A 14095-nucleotide genomic window follows, 5' to 3' on the forward strand; every position below is an offset into this window, starting at 1 on the left:
CCTGGGAACGGCCCGCCGAGGGCGCGTCCCGCACAGCCCCGCCCGGCCCCGACCAGCCCCCGCATGCGGCACCGTGGGCGTTGTGGCCGGGCCTGTAAGGCCCTGCATCAACGCCATCGGTAGATCCCGACCGTTGGTCGGGATTCCTTCTGCCGGCCGGAGGCCGGCACCACGGTGAAGCCCGCATCACCGCCATCGGCTACCATTCGCCCATGCCGCATACCTCCACCACTCCGCCCGCCTTGCAGGATGGCGACCTGCTCGCCGCCATCGACCTGGGCTCCAATAGTTTCCACATGGTGATCGCGCGCTACACGCTCGGCCAGCTGCGCGTGGTCGACCGCCTGCGCGAGACCGTGCGCATGGCCGACGGCCTGGATGGCAAGGGCGGCCTGTCGGCCGAGGCGCGCCAGCGCGCGCTCGAGTGCCTGGCCCGTTTCGGCCAGCGCATCCGCGGCATTCCGTCGGTGCGCGTGCGCGCGCTGGCCACCAACACGGTGCGCCAGCTGCGTTCGCCGCAGAGCTTCCTGATGCCGGCCGAAACCGCGCTGGGGCACGCCATTGAAGTGGTCAGCGGGCGCGAAGAGGCGCGCCTGATCTACCTGGGCGTGGCCCATTCGCAGCCGCCCAAGCCCGACCAGCGGCGGCTGGTGATCGACATCGGCGGCGGCTCCACCGAATTCATCATCGGCCAGGGCATGCAGACCCTGGAGCGCGAAAGCCTGCAGGCCGGCTGCATCGCCAGCACCCGTCGCTTCTTCCCTGGCGGCAAGCTGAGCCGGAAGCGCTGGAAGGACGCGCTGACCGAGATCGGCGCCGAATTCCAGCAGTTCGCGACCAAGTACCGCGCGCTGGGCTGGGACGAAGCGCTGGGATCGTCCGGCACGCACAAAGCGATCAGCGAGATCTGCGCCAGCATGAAACTGAGCAAGGGCGCGATCACCGCCGAGGCCCTGCCGCAGCTGCGCGACGAGCTGCTCAAGGCCAAGCGGATCGAAGACATCGACCTGCCCGGGCTCTCGCCCGACCGCCGCCCGATCATCGCCGGCGGCATCCTGGTGCTGGAAGCCGCCTTCCAGGCGCTGGGACTGCAGAAGCTGCTGGTCAGCAAGGCGGCGATGCGCGAAGGCATCCTCTACGACATCCTGGGCCGCGCCAGCGAAAACGACCTGCGCGACGAGTCGGTCGATGCACTGACCCTGCGCTACGGCATCGACACGGTCCAGGCCGGGCGGGTACAGCGCACCGCGCTGGACCTGTTCGCCCAGGTCGAGAATAGCTGGTCACTGGATGCGGACGACGCGCGCATGCTCGGCTGGGCCGCGCGCCTGCACGAGCTGGGCCTGATGATCGCGCACAGCGGCTACCACGTGCACGGCAGCTACGTGCTGGAAAACTCCGACATCGCCGGCTTCTCGCGGCAGGAGCAGCAGCTGCTGGCGGCGCTGGTACGCAGCCACCGCCGCAACGTCTCCAAGTCGGCGTTCGAGGCACTGCCCGAACGCCTGCTGCAGCCGGCACGGCGCCTGACCGCCCTGCTCCGCCTCGCGGTGCTGCTCAACCGCGCCCATGAAGAGAGCCCGGTTCCCGCGCTGGAACTGAATGCGGATGACAGCAGGCTGTCACTGATCCTCCCGCAGGCCTATATCGACGCCCGTCCCCTGCTGCGCGCCGACCTGATCGGCGAGACCGACGGCCTGGCCGGGCTGGGCATCCAGTTCCGCCCCTTCGTGGCCTGAGCCGCACCGCGGCAGGGCCGCGCGGGGTCGTCCGGAAGAGACGCTGCGCAGAAGGACATGCTGCGCCGCAGCATCGGGATACATTTCGACACGTCAGGACACAGAGCCTGACGTGTGCGTTACGTCACAATTCATTGATTCCTCTCAAAAAACGTCCCGATGGTTACGAGGACGTGAATTTTTTTTTGCAAAAGACTTTACATAGGCTTAACGACTGGGACTAAGATCGGGTCGCCGCCCCATTTGGAGCGGTTTTCGGGGGACGCGGGGACTTGGGACCCCGCCGACCTCTTTTGATTCAGTTCTGAACCACAGAGAGAGAGCCAATGACTTCACGCATCAACGTACTGGGGCAGGCGATCCGCTTTGCCCTGGTCGCCGGTACCGCTGGCCTGGTGGCCGCACCGGCCATGGCACAGGACGCGCCGAACCCCACCAACCTTGATCGCATCGAGATCACCGGTTCGCGCATCCGTACGGTGGACGTGGAAACCGCGCAGCCGGTGTTTGCGATCAGCCGCACCGATATCGAGCGCCAGGGCTTCAGCTCGGTGGCCGACATCCTGCAGAACGTGACCGCCATGGGCAGCCCGACGATCAGCCGCGCCAATGCGCTGACCGCCGGTGAGAATGCCGGCGGCACCTACATCGACATGCGCAACCTGGGCACCCAGCGCACGCTGGTGCTGGTCAATGGCAAGCGCCTGGGCATCAGCACCTCTGGCTACCAGGACGTGTCGACCCTGCCGGTGTCGGCGGTCGAGCGCATCGAAGTGCTGAAGGACGGCGCCTCGGCGATCTATGGTTCGGATGCGATGGCCGGCGTGGTCAACATCATCACCCGCGGCAACGTCACCGGTACCACCGTGAACGTCTACCACGGCCAGTACAGCGAAGGCGACGGCGCCCGCGACCGCTTCGACGTGGTGACCGGCTGGAGCAACGACCGCATCTCGCTGACCCTGTCGGCCGAGCATGCCGAAGAGAAGGGCGTGTGGGCCCGCGACCGCGGCTTCAGCCAGTACGGCATGACCGACCGCCATCCGCTCGATTCCAGCAACTGGACCACCCTCAGCCAGTACGGCCAGATCACCGGCCTGCGCGGACCGGGCTGCACGGCCACCGCCGGCTGCGGCTACTCGCTCAACCGCGGTTCGGACCCGACCCTGCCGGGCAACTACCACCGCACCGACACCACGCCGTTCACCGGTGACGTGAGCAACGCCAACGACCAGATGCACGTGATGTATCCGCTCAAGCGCGATTCGGTGTACTTCGATGGCCGCTTCGCGATCACCGACAGCATCAACTTCCGCACCGAGCTGGGCTACAACGAACGCGAGTCGACCCGCCAGATCGCCGGCTACCCGCTGCAGTCCAGCACTGCCGGCGTCGGTTCGATGTCGATCGACAGCTACTTCAACCCGTTCGGCCGCCAGCACGGCTATGCCACCCCGACCGCCGTCGCGTGGAACCGTCGTACCTGGGAAATTCCGCGCGTCACCACCAGCAACCTGAAGACCTACCGCGCGGTGGCTTCGTTCGACGGTTCGTTCGACATCGGCGAGCGCTACTTCGACTGGGAAGCCGGTTACCAGTACAACCGCAACGAGCTGGAGTCGGTGGCCACCGGCAACCTGCACAAGGCGCGCGTCGCCGGCGGCGTGGGCCCGTCGTTCCTCAACGCGTCGGGCCAGGTGCAGTGCGGTACCGCTGCCGCGCCGATCTCGCTGGACGTGTGCAAGCCGTGGAACCCGCTGGTCGCCTACGGCGTGACCGCGCCGAACGGCCTGTATGGCAATGACGCGCTGCAGGCGTGGCTGTTCCCGGAAGAAGTCACCAAGGGCCGCACCACGTCGAAGAACTTCTTCGCCAACATCGCCGGCTCGATCGTGACCCTGCCGGCCGGCGACCTGGGCTTCGCCTTCGGCGTTGAAAGCCGCAAGGAAGAAGGCAAGTACACCCCCGATGCGCTGGCGCAGACCGGTGCCACCACCAACCTGGCCGCTGGCCCGACCGGTGGCGACTACACCGTCAACGAGGCGTACCTGGAGCTGAACGTGCCGGTGCTGGCCGACCTGCCGGGCGCCCGGGAACTGACCTTCAACGGTGCTACCCGCTTCTCGGATTACGACACCTTCGGCAACACGCTCAACAGCAAGTTCGGCTTCAAGTGGAAGCCGATCGATTCGCTGATGGTCCGTGGCACCTGGGCCGAGGGCTTCCGTTCGCCGACCATCAACGACCTGTTCGGTGGCGGTTCGGAAACCTTCGCGCAGTTCAGCGATCCGTGCGACACCGTGTTCGGTTCCTCGCGCACCAGCGCCGAAGTGCGTGCACGCTGCTCGCGTGACATCGCCAACGCCGCAACCTTCCGCCAGCTGCGCCAGGGCGGTACGCCGGTGACCGTGGCCACCGACGCCACCCCGGTGCCGTTCACCTCCGGCTCCAATCCGCTGCTGACCCCGGAAACCTCGAAGAGCAAGACGCTGGGCCTGGTCTGGAGCCCCGGCTTCATCCAGAACTTCAACGCCTCGCTGGACTGGTGGAAGATCCGCATCGACAACACCATCATTGCCGATTCCCCGAGCCAGATCCTGATCGACTGCTACGAGCAGGGCATCGATGCACGCTGCAGCCGCTTCGATCGCGACCCGGTCACCGGCATCGTGACCAACCTGAAGTTCGGCAACCGCAACGCCGGTTTCCTGGAAACCGAAGGTTACGACCTGGACCTGAGCTATCGCCTGGATACCGACTTCGGCAAGTTCGTGCTGAACTCGGCCACCACCTACGTGTCGAGCAACATCTACCGGTCGACCAACGACGCCAGCGTCGTGCCGACCACCACCAACGGCATCGGCAGCGGCTTCCGCGTCCGTTCCAACCTGGTGCTGGGCTGGGACCTGGAGAACTTCGGCATGAGCTGGACCGCTCGCTACTACTCGGGCGTGAAGGAACAGTGCGCCAACATCGCGCTGTACCCGGAAGAGTGCTCGGATCCGAACCAGTACGCTCCCTGGTACAAGGGTTCGCGCAACTACAACGAGCGTGGTTCGGTCACCTTCCACGACCTGCAGTTCCGCTACAACCTGCCGTGGGACGGCACCGTGTCGGTCGGCGCCAACAACGTCTTCGACCGCCTCGGCCCGATCATGTACAGCAAGCCGAACTCCGCCTTCTCGTACTACGGCGGCTACGACATCGGCCGCTTCATCTACATGAAGTACCAGCAGCGTTTCTGATCGACCTGCACGGTTGATGCCTGACGACCACGGCCCTTCGGGGCCGTGGTTTTTTTGTGCCCGGGCGCCGTCATGCGGTGGTCATGCGCGCGTCATGGCGTCTACATCGCCACCCACGAGCATGGCCGAAACCGGAGGCCCGCCATGCGCTATGCCATCGTCACTGAAACGTACCCCCCCGAAGTCAACGGCGTTGCCCTGACCGTGCAGGGGCTGGAGCAGGGACTGCGCGCCGCCGGGCATGCGGTGGACCTGGTGCGTCCGCGCCAGGCAGAGGAAGCCGAAGCGGCCGGTGCGCTGCTGGTGCAGGGCGCCGGGCTGCCCCGCTACCCGGGCCTGCGCTTCGGCCTGCCCGCGCCCAAGCGGCTGACCCGGCAATGGCAGCAGCAGCGCCCGGATGCCGTCTACATCGCCACCGAAGGTCCACTGGGCTGGTCCGCGCTGCGTACTGCACGGCGCCTCGGCATCCCGGTGGCGACCGGCTTCCATACCCGCTTCGACGAATACCTGCCCGACTACGGCGTGGCCTGGCTGCAGGCCGCCGCGCTGCGCTGGATGCGGCGCTTCCACAACCAGGCCGACGCCACCCTGGTGCCGACGCAGGAGCTGCAGCAGTTCCTCACCGCGCAGGGCTTCGACCGGGTGCGCCTGCTGGCGCGCGCGGTGGACAGCAGCCAGTTCGAGCCGGAGCGGCGCGATCCTGCGCTGCGCGAGGAATGGGGTATCGACGGCACCGGGTTTGCCGCGATCTACGTGGGCCGCATCGCAGCGGAAAAGAACCTTGCGCTGGCGGTGAAGGCGTTCCGCCGCCTGCAGCAGGTGCGCCCGAAGGCGCGCTTCGTGTGGGTGGGCGATGGCCCGGCACGCGAGAAGCTGGCGCATGAAAACCCGGACTTCATTTTCTGCGGCGTGCAGCGCGGCGACGCGCTGGCCCGGCACTTCGCCAGCGGCGACCTGTTCCTGTTCCCCAGCCGCAGCGAGACCTTCGGCAATGTCACCCTTGAAGCGATGGCAAGCGGCGTGACTACGGTCGCCTTCGACTACGGCGCGGCGCGCGAACACCTGCGCAGCGGTGAGAACGGGGAGGCGGTGGACGATGACGGCAGCTTTGTCGAGGCGGCGGTGCGGCTCGCGGGCAATGATGCCGAACGCGAACGGCTGGGCCGCAACGCGGCCACGGCGATGAAGCGGCTGCACCCCCAGCAGGTGGTGGCGGAATTCGACGCCCTGCTCGCCGAACTGGCCAAGGCCCGGAGGCCGCATGCGCACCACGCCGCTTGAGGCCCTGCGCGGGCGTGAAACCCGCTGGTGCCGTCGCGCCAACCACTGCTGCCGGCACCGTCGCATCCGCCGCGGGTTTGCCGTGGTCAGCCGGCTCGGCGATGGCGTGTTCTGGTACGCGCTGATGGGCGCACTGGTGCTGCTCGATGGGTTCGACGGCCTGCGCGCGTCGCTGCACATGGCCGCCACCGGGCTGATGGCGCTGCTGCTGTACAAGGGCCTGAAGCGCTGGACGCGACGCCCGCGCCCGTATGCGGCCGACCTGCGCATCCGCGCGTGGGTGGCGCCGCTGGATGAATTCAGTTTCCCGTCCGGGCACACGCTGCACGCGGTGTCGTTCACGATCGTGGCGCTGGCCTATTACCCCTGGCTGGCCCCGGTACTGGTGCCGTTCACGGCCGCGGTGGGGGTGTCGCGGGTGGTGCTGGGGCTGCATTACCCCAGCGACGTGCTGGCGGCGACGGCGATTGCCACGGCGCTGGCAGGCGCCAGCCTGCAATGGTTGCCCCTGCCGGTATGAGGGATGGCAGATTCCGCGCAGCCACGCAGGGCGTGGCTCTACGGATCTGACGATCTACAATACGGGCATGACTACGCTGTTCATCTCCGATCTGCACCTGGACCCGAGCCGTCCGGCCATCACCGCGCTGTTTCTGGACTTCCTGCGCCGCGAGGCGATGCAGGCCGATGCCCTGTACATCCTGGGCGACCTGTTCGAGGCCTGGATCGGCGACGACACACCCTCCCCGGCCGCCGATGCGGTGGCCGATGCGCTCAAGGCCGTGGCCGCCGCCGGGGTTCCGGTGTATTTCATCCGCGGCAATCGCGACTTCCTGGTCGGCGAGGAATACGCGCGCCGCGCCGGCTTCCGGATCCTGCCCGACCCCAGCGTGATCGACCTGTACGGCCAGCCGGTCCTGCTGCAGCACGGTGACCTGTTGTGCACCGATGACGTGGCCTACCAGCAGTTCCGCGCGCAGACCCGCGATCCGGTGTTCCAGGCCCAGTTCCTGGCGCAACCGCTGGCCGCGCGCATCGCCTTCGCGCAGAAGGCGCGCGACGCCAGCCAGGCGCGCCAGTCGGACATGAAGCAGGGCGACCGCGCCACCTTCGAGACCGTGACCGACGTGGCCCCGGATGAAGTCAGCGCCACCTTCGTGCGCTACGGCGTGGACACCCTGATCCACGGCCACACCCACCGGCCGGCGATCCACAGCGTGCAGGCCGGTGGTCGCACCTGCACGCGCATCGTGCTGGGCGACTGGTACGAACAGGGCTCGGTGCTGCGGGTCACCGCGCAGGGCTGGACGCTGGATTCATTGGCGTAGGAGCGTATCGACCAACGGTCGATACCTACCCGGTAGCACACGACCCGTTGGTCGTGTGCTCCGGAAACCATCAGCGGAACGCGGCGATGGTGGCCTTGGTGTTGACCAGCACGCGCTGGTTGTCGGCACTGGACGCGATGCCCATCGGGACCCCGTTGTAGCTGATGTTGGGGTTGGACCAGAAGTTCAGGCGCGGGCAGCCCTGCGTGCAGTCGTAGGCCATGATCGTACGCCAGCGCGCGCCGGTGGTCGGCTGGTAGCGATACCCATGGCCGTACGCATACGGCGACGTGCTCGGGTCGGTGGCGATGTCGTGGCGTGCGCTCTGCAGGTGGCCGATCTCATGCGCGAACGAGTAGTAGCCGGTGGCGCAGTCCCAGTACACCGCTGCGAACGCGGTGGACGCCGATGAACCGATTCCCGAGGCCAGCCCGCAATAGCTGCTGTTGTTGATCAGCAGTACCGCGACATCGGCGGCCGTGCTGTTGCGGGTGGTATGGATCGCATCCATGTAACCGTCACTGGTGGAGCGGAAACGCGCCAGGTCGGTGCTGAAATTGCCCGACTCGGTATACGACACCGCCTGGTAGCCGGCCAGCTGCAGGGTGAGGCCCACGTTGCTGTTGACGTAACCCTGGTTGGACTCGGCCACCGCCAGCTGCACCAGCGACTGCATGTTGCCGCCATAGGCGTTAACCGCCGCGTTGGTGGCGGCCACCAGCACCCGGATCGTGGCCGGCGAACCCGACGAGGCCTGCGCGATGCCGACCCGCTCGCTGACCGGAATGTCGATCCGCGGCAGCGTGTTGTAGTCGGCCGGGTGGTCGGCCGGCATGCGCGACTCGTCCACCTGCACCAGTACATGGCGACCGTCGCTGAGCGGACGCAACCGGTACAGCGTGCCATTGCGCCGGATGGAACCGGTGACGGTGTTGCCGGACTGGACCAGGATCACCGAATTGCCCGGATCGTTGCCCGTTGCGCGGGTCAACCGCGAGCCCGCCTCCTGCACGCTGCCATACCAGATGCTGCCGCCATCGGGCAGGCTTTCCACACGCTGCTGCAGCGCCTTCACCGGCGCACCGAGCAGTTCGAACTCGAGCTGGCGCTGGCCGGCTGCCACGGTGCCGGCATCGACCCGGACCTCCTGCACGGCAGCGCTCGACGGGGCGGCCAGCACGGCCTGCGCGGCCGGTTCGCTGGCCGCGCTGGCGCGGCTCAGCACTGTCACCGGTTCAAACAGGGGCGCGGCCGTCGCCGTGCCGATCGCCATCAGGGACAACGTGATCGCAACTGCGGTCTTGCTCATCGGACTGGACATCATGTCGCCTCGCTATGAGTGAGATTCAGAGTGAACGTGTTCGCGCTGCCGCCCCTGTCAGCAGGCTGGACCATCTGGCGCCAACTGCCCGCGTGAATTCAATAGAGGCTCTGGATGAGATGTCGGAACTGTGACCGTCAACCGAAGCGGTTCAGTTACGTCGCACCCGTGTCGTTTTCGCGCTACCTTGACCCGCATCGACAGGGGAAAGCGAGGCCATGGCTGGGCAGCCCGATCCGATCACGCTCATGCCGGTCGCGCTGCAGATCGGCCTGTTCTTCGATGGCACCCGCAACAATGCCGACAACCTGCGGCGCGCCTCGCACCCGGCCGGCAGCACCACCCCGGAAGCGCGGCCGCCCGCGTCCGCCGTCCTGGCCGATGATGCCTCGCCGTACCAGAGTCGGCTGACCAGCAGTTTCAGCAACGGGCTGACCAACATCGCCCGGCTGCACGCCCTGTACCCCGACCACCGCCGCGCCGCGCCAGCCCGGCCGGGCCCGCTGTCGCTGGCGATCTACATCGAGGGCGCCGGCACGCGTACCGGCAAGGACGACGACCTGATGGGGCTGGCGTTCGGGATCGGGCCCAGCGGGGTCACGGCCAAGGTCCGGCAGGCCTTGGACGTACGCCTGCCCGAGGCCCTGCGCGCACTGGCACGAACCGTGCCGGCGCACGCGCTGGGCAGCGTGCGGCTGGACCTGTTCGGTTTTTCGCGCGGTGCCGCGTCGGCGCGTGATGCGGTCAACCGCCTCAACGCCACCGACGGCCCTGCGTGGCTGCTTGAGCAGCTGCGGCGCACCGGCTGGCAGCCTGCCGCCGGCGCGGTGGATCGCCCGGTACGTTTCGTCGGTCTGTTCGATACGGTGGTCGCGATCGATGCGCGGCAACGCGAGGCGCTGCCGCGTGTGGGCCTGGCGCCCGACTGCGCGGACAAGGTCGTGCAGCTGGTGGCCCGCGACGAGCACCGGCACCACTTCGCACTCACCAGCGTGGCACCCGAGCATGAAGAGATCGCCCTGCCCGGCGTGCACGCCAACATCGGCGGCGGCTACGACCAGCGCATCGAAGGTCCGAAGCTGCTGACCCGTCCGCAAGGGCAGCGGCTGCGCAACCATGGCGTGGCCGACACCGCGCCCCCGCCGCTGGCCGTGTTGCGCGCCAGCCAGGCGTACGCACGGGCGCAGGCCGACTGCCGGCGCTGGCAGGCCGCGCTCGGGCTGGACGAGGACAGCGTCTGGGTCGACGTCTGGCATCGCTGGCAGCAGATGCGCGTAGCCGGCAGCGACAGCGTGTTGCCGCAGTGGGTGCTGTTCGCGCACGCGGCCGTGGTGCTGCGGCGTGGGATCGACTGGCGCTACCAGCTGGTCGCGCTGCGGCTGATGCAGCAACGCGCCACGGCGGCGGGGGTGTCGTGGACACGTGCGGCGGACAGCGATCCGGCCTTGGCGTTGCCGACCGAGCTGCAGCCGATCGCAGCGCGACTGCTGCGCGGGCAGGCACTGGAGGCGGCGCAGGAAAGCCTGCTGAGGCAGCGTTACCTGATGCAGTCGGCGCATTGGAACTTCGATGCGCTTGGGGATACCGCGCTGCTGTATGCCGCCGACGATGCGACGCGCGAGCTGCCGTACCGGCCCGGGCCGGGGTTGTTCTACATCAACCGGCCGACGGACGACGGGAGACGCGTGGTGCTGCGCAACGTGTAGCGCGGCCACGCCGGGCGTGGCGCTACCGCCCTGCCTGTTCGAGCAGGTCGGCCAGTTCGTCCTGGTCGAACCCGGCCAGCAGCCGCGCTTCCAGGTTGAACGGACCGTTGAGGTAACCGCTGGCGTATTCGCGCAGCAGCGCGATGAAACGCGTGCGCGGCTCGACACCTTCGCGTGCGCAGTACCAGCGGTACCAGCGCGTGCCGGCGGCAACGTGCGCCACCTCTTCACGCAGGATGATCTCCAGCACGTCGGCGGTGGCGTGGTCGTTGGAGGAGCGCAGCTTGATGATCATGCCCGGGGTGACGTCCAGTCCGCGCGCTTCCAGCACGCGCGGCACCAGCGCCATCCGCGACAGGCCGTCGTGCGCGGTTTTCTCGCACATTTCCCACAGCCCGTTGTGCGCGCCGAAGTCGGCATAGTCGAAACCGTAGGCCTGCAGCCGCTCGCGCAGCAGCAGGAAGTGGCGCGACTCGTCATCGGCCACGCCCACCCAGTCGGCATGGAACGATGCCGGCAGCCCGCGGAAGCGGTACACCGCGTCCCAGGCCAGGTCGATCGCGTTGAGTTCGATGTGCGCGATGGCATGGATGAACGCCGCGCGGCCTTCGGCGTTGCCCAGCCCGCGCCGGGGAACGTCGCGCGGGTGCACCAGCTGCAACCGGGGTGGCCGACCCGGCATGCGGATCGGCTCGGGCGGCGGCGCGGCGGCGTCCGCCTTCAACTGCCCCGCCCGGTACTGCGCTGCGTAATGCCGGGTCAGCGCGACCTTGCGCAGCGGATCCGCCTCGGCCATGCACTGCTGCGCGGCGCGCAGCAGGTCACCAGCCGCTTCGTCCTGCGGCAAGCACGTGCTCACCTACAGGCCTCAGGCGCGGCGCTTGTGCTTGGCATCGTCCGAACGCAGCTGTTGGATGCGTTCGAAATAGCCCGGCTCGATTCCGGTCGGGTAGACCCCGTTGAAGCAGGAGGAATCGAACGACTTCAGCTCCGGGTTGCCTTCGCGCACCGCCGCTTCCATGTCCTCGATGTCCTGGTAGATCAGCCAGTCGCAGCCCAGGTGCGCTTCGATTTCTTCCACGCTGCGGTTGTGCGCGACCAGTTCCTCCGCCGCCGGCATGTCGATGCCGTAGATGTTGGGGTAGCGCACCGGCGGCGCGGCGCTGGCCAGGTACACCTTGCGCGCGCCGGCGTCGCGCGCCATCTGCACGATCTGCTGGCTGGTGGTGCCGCGCACGATGGAATCGTCGACCAGCAGCACCACCCGGTTGCGGAACTCCAGGTGGATCGGGTTGAGCTTGCGGCGCACCGACTTCACCCGCTCACCCTGCCCCGGCATGATGAAGGTGCGGCCGATGTAGCGGTTCTTGATGAACCCTTCGCGGTACTTCACCCCGAGCACGTTGGAGATTTCCAGCGCGGCGTCGCGCGAGGTATCCGGGATCGGGATGATGGTGTCGATGTCGTGGTCCGGGCGCAGGCGCAGGATCTTCTCACCCAGCTTGATGCCCATGCGCATGCGCGCCTTGTGCACCGAGACGTTGTCGATCATCGAGTCGGGACGCGCGAAGTACACGTATTCGAAGATGCACGGGCTGTGCTCGGCCGGCTCGGCGCAGACTTCGGAGAACAGCTCGCCGCGCGCGGTGATCACCAGCGCTTCGCCGGGGCGCACGTCACGCACGCGCTGGAAGCCCAGCACGTCCAGCGCCGAGGATTCGGAGGCGACGATGTATTCATCGCCTTCGGCGTGGGCGCGCTTGCCCAGTACCAGCGGGCGGATCCCGTGCGGGTCGCGGAAGGCGACCAGGCCCAGGCCCAGCACCACGCTGATCACCGCATAGCCGCCCTTGCAGCGACGGTGCACGCCGGCCACGGCGCGGATCGCCGCTTCCGGGGTCAGCTGGCGCTGCGCGTCCAGTTCGAAGGCGAACACGTTCAGCAGCACTTCGCTGTCCGAATCGGTGTTGACGTTGCGGCGGTCCTGTTCGAACACCTGCTGGCGCAGGGCTTCGGTATTGATCAGGTTGCCGTTGTGGGCCAGCGCGATGCCGTAGGGCGAGTTGACGTAGAACGGCTGCGCTTCGTCCATGCCTTCCGAACCGGCGGTCGGGTAACGCACGTGCGCGATGCCGACCCGGCCTTCGAGGGTGGACATGGTCTTGGCGTCGAACACGTCGCGGACCAGGCCATTGGCCTTCTGCACGCGCAGACGGGTGCCGTCGGCGGTGGCGATGCCCGCCGCGTCCTGGCCGCGATGCTGGAGGACGGTCAGGCCGTCATACAACTGCCCGGCGACGTTCTGGTTGCCGACAATACCGACGATGCCACACATGGTGCGAATCTCCGCTGGGCTGGGCCCATCTACTGTGAAGGTGGCCGTACCTGGCCGGGGGAACCGTTCCGTGCCGGAACGGTGTCGTCCGCACGCACGCGCGCCGGATCGGTGTTCTGGGGGGAGCCTGGTCGTGCCTGGTTGGCCCACACGTCGGCGGGGTCCACCGCCTGCGGCGGGGTTTCATCCAGTGGTCGCGGCCATCCGCGCCCACCCAGCAACTGGCCAAGGACGCCATTATCGCCTGTCGCGCCCGGCTTGCCCAACTCCCCGACCGGCAGTTGCGCCGTGTTCACCTCGGGCAACGCTGCAGGCAGGGCCTGAATGCCCTGCAGGCCCTGCATGTCCTTCAGGTCGGGCAGCTGTGGCAGTTCCGGCATGCGCGGCATCCTCGCCTGCATCCAACCCACCCCGGGGTCGAGCGCGGCGCGCAGGTGCGAGGTGTGCCAGGCCGGTTCACGGGTCAGCGGTGTATAGGAGGCCAGCAGCAGCAGCACGCACGCGATCAGCCCGCCGCGGGCAACGCCGAGGCCGCCGCCGAGCAGGCGGTCCGCGCCGCTCAGGCTGGTTGAACGCACTGCCTGGCGCACGACCAGGCCGATCGCCCAGACCGAGACCATGACCAGCAGGAACACCGTGAGGTAGCCGGCGACATAGTGACCACTGCCGGGTGCGGCCGGGGCCGACCACCAGGCCGCCGCGCTGGCCCCGAACAGCAGGGCGGCCCAACCTCCCAGCAGCCAGGACAGCGTGCTGATCACGATGCTGACAAAGCCCCGCATCACCCCGAGCAGGGTCGACAGCGCGATCACCGCCAGCAGCACGATATCGATCATGCTGCGCGGCTCCGGTCACGGGCCCCGCCGGCCCACCGGCACGGGCGCGGCGCCCGCATCAGGGATGCGGCCGGACCATGCCGGCCACGCCGACCTTGGACGCAACCTGGGCCTTGAGGTTCTCCGCCTCGGCACGGTTGGCGACCGGGCCGACGCGCACGCGGTTGAGCGTGCCCTTGTCGGTGCGTACCTGCTCGACGAAGGCGCTGAACCCGGCGGCGCGGACCTTGTCGCGCAGGGCGTTGGCTTCGGCGGCCTGGCCGAAGGCGCCCAGCTGCACGGCGAAGCCGACGCTGCTGGCGGC

General features: G+C 68.1%; 11 protein-coding genes. 6 read left to right on the forward strand and 5 right to left on the reverse strand.

Annotation, left to right across the window (positions count from 1 at the left end; all coding sequences use genetic code 11):
- The first annotated feature begins 212 nt into the window (after positions 1–212).
- The 5 genes from ppx to lpxH all read left to right on the forward strand — a co-directional run bounded on the left by ppx (position 213) and on the right by lpxH (position 7593).
- The gene (gene ppx / locus RWO33_RS15040) at positions 213–1739 is read left to right on the forward strand and encodes an exopolyphosphatase (RefSeq protein WP_145478472.1); all 1527 of its coding nucleotides are present in this window, start codon (positions 213–215) and stop codon (positions 1737–1739) included.
- A gap of 326 nt (positions 1740–2065) precedes the next feature.
- The gene (locus RWO33_RS15045) at positions 2066–4984 is read left to right on the forward strand and encodes a TonB-dependent receptor (protein WP_314105855.1); all 2919 of its coding nucleotides are present in this window, start codon (positions 2066–2068) and stop codon (positions 4982–4984) included.
- 144 nt (positions 4985–5128) lie between these two features.
- Positions 5129–6265 (forward strand): glycosyltransferase family 1 protein, encoded by a 1137-nt coding sequence (locus RWO33_RS15050; RefSeq protein ID WP_314105857.1) that lies wholly within the window; start codon positions 5129–5131, stop codon positions 6263–6265.
- The gene (locus tag RWO33_RS15055; RefSeq protein ID WP_145478475.1) at positions 6246–6785 is read left to right on the forward strand and encodes a phosphatase PAP2 family protein; all 540 of its coding nucleotides are present in this window, start codon (positions 6246–6248) and stop codon (positions 6783–6785) included. Before RWO33_RS15050 ends, RWO33_RS15055 begins: the two co-directional genes overlap by 20 nt.
- Positions 6786–6852: 67 nt before the next feature.
- The gene (gene lpxH, locus RWO33_RS15060; RefSeq protein WP_314105858.1) at positions 6853–7593 is read left to right on the forward strand and encodes a UDP-2,3-diacylglucosamine diphosphatase; all 741 of its coding nucleotides are present in this window, start codon (positions 6853–6855) and stop codon (positions 7591–7593) included.
- Between the two features lie 70 nt (positions 7594–7663).
- Here lpxH and RWO33_RS15065 read toward each other — a convergent pair whose 3' ends face one another.
- Entirely contained in the window at positions 7664–8866 is a 1203-nt protein-coding gene (locus RWO33_RS15065) for a M12 family metallo-peptidase (protein ID WP_314105867.1), read from the reverse strand.
- A 266-nt stretch (positions 8867–9132) separates the two neighbouring features.
- On the opposite strand from RWO33_RS15065, the gene RWO33_RS15070 reads away from it, so the two are divergent.
- A complete protein-coding gene (locus RWO33_RS15070; RefSeq protein ID WP_314105860.1) occupies positions 9133–10620 on the forward strand; it encodes a DUF2235 domain-containing protein in 1488 nt (495 codons plus the stop codon).
- A 22-nt stretch (positions 10621–10642) separates the two neighbouring features.
- On the opposite strand, the gene RWO33_RS15075 is transcribed toward RWO33_RS15070, so the two are convergent.
- The 4 genes from RWO33_RS15075 to RWO33_RS15090 form a co-directional block, all read right to left on the reverse strand.
- Positions 10643–11416 carry a ferritin-like domain-containing protein gene (locus RWO33_RS15075; RefSeq protein WP_314105868.1) on the reverse strand — a complete coding sequence of 258 codons (774 nt, stop codon included), beginning with the start codon at positions 11414–11416 and terminating at the stop codon, positions 10643–10645.
- Positions 11417–11488: 72 nt separating this feature from the next.
- Complete coding sequence (gene purF, locus RWO33_RS15080; RefSeq protein ID WP_068849542.1) at positions 11489–12955, reverse strand: amidophosphoribosyltransferase; 1467 nt, start codon at positions 12953–12955, stop codon at positions 11489–11491.
- Positions 12956–12984: 29 nt separating this feature from the next.
- Entirely contained in the window at positions 12985–13791 is an 807-nt protein-coding gene (locus tag RWO33_RS15085; RefSeq protein ID WP_314105863.1) for a CvpA family protein, read from the reverse strand.
- Between the two features lie 58 nt (positions 13792–13849).
- Positions 13850–14095: SPOR domain-containing protein (locus RWO33_RS15090; protein WP_314105865.1), on the reverse strand; the 246-nt coding region annotated here is incomplete at its 5' end.

The organism is uncultured Stenotrophomonas sp. (assembly GCF_963519925.1).
Taxonomy (GTDB): domain Bacteria; phylum Pseudomonadota; class Gammaproteobacteria; order Xanthomonadales; family Xanthomonadaceae; genus Stenotrophomonas; species Stenotrophomonas maltophilia_AE.

Bases quoted from the DNA above. Each gene is read 5' to 3' on its own strand.
- ppx (WP_145478472.1), top strand. From the start codon at position 213: ATGCCGCATACCTCCACCACTCCGCCCGCCTTGCAGGATGGCGACCTG.
- RWO33_RS15045 (WP_314105855.1), top strand. From the start codon at position 2,066: ATGACTTCACGCATCAACGTACTGGGGCAGGCGATCCGCTTTGCCCTG.
- RWO33_RS15050 (WP_314105857.1), top strand. From the start codon at position 5,129: ATGCGCTATGCCATCGTCACTGAAACGTACCCCCCCGAAGTCAACGGC.
- RWO33_RS15055 (WP_145478475.1), top strand. From the start codon at position 6,246: ATGCGCACCACGCCGCTTGAGGCCCTGCGCGGGCGTGAAACCCGCTGG.
- lpxH (WP_314105858.1), top strand. From the start codon at position 6,853: ATGACTACGCTGTTCATCTCCGATCTGCACCTGGACCCGAGCCGTCCG.
- RWO33_RS15065 (WP_314105867.1), bottom strand. From the start codon at position 8,866: ATGGCGATCGGCACGGCGACGGCCGCGCCCCTGTTTGAACCGGTGACA.
- RWO33_RS15070 (WP_314105860.1), top strand. From the start codon at position 9,133: ATGGCTGGGCAGCCCGATCCGATCACGCTCATGCCGGTCGCGCTGCAG.
- RWO33_RS15075 (WP_314105868.1), bottom strand. From the start codon at position 11,416: ATGGCCGAGGCGGATCCGCTGCGCAAGGTCGCGCTGACCCGGCATTAC.
- purF (WP_068849542.1), bottom strand. From the start codon at position 12,955: ATGTGTGGCATCGTCGGTATTGTCGGCAACCAGAACGTCGCCGGGCAG.
- RWO33_RS15085 (WP_314105863.1), bottom strand. From the start codon at position 13,791: ATGATCGATATCGTGCTGCTGGCGGTGATCGCGCTGTCGACCCTGCTC.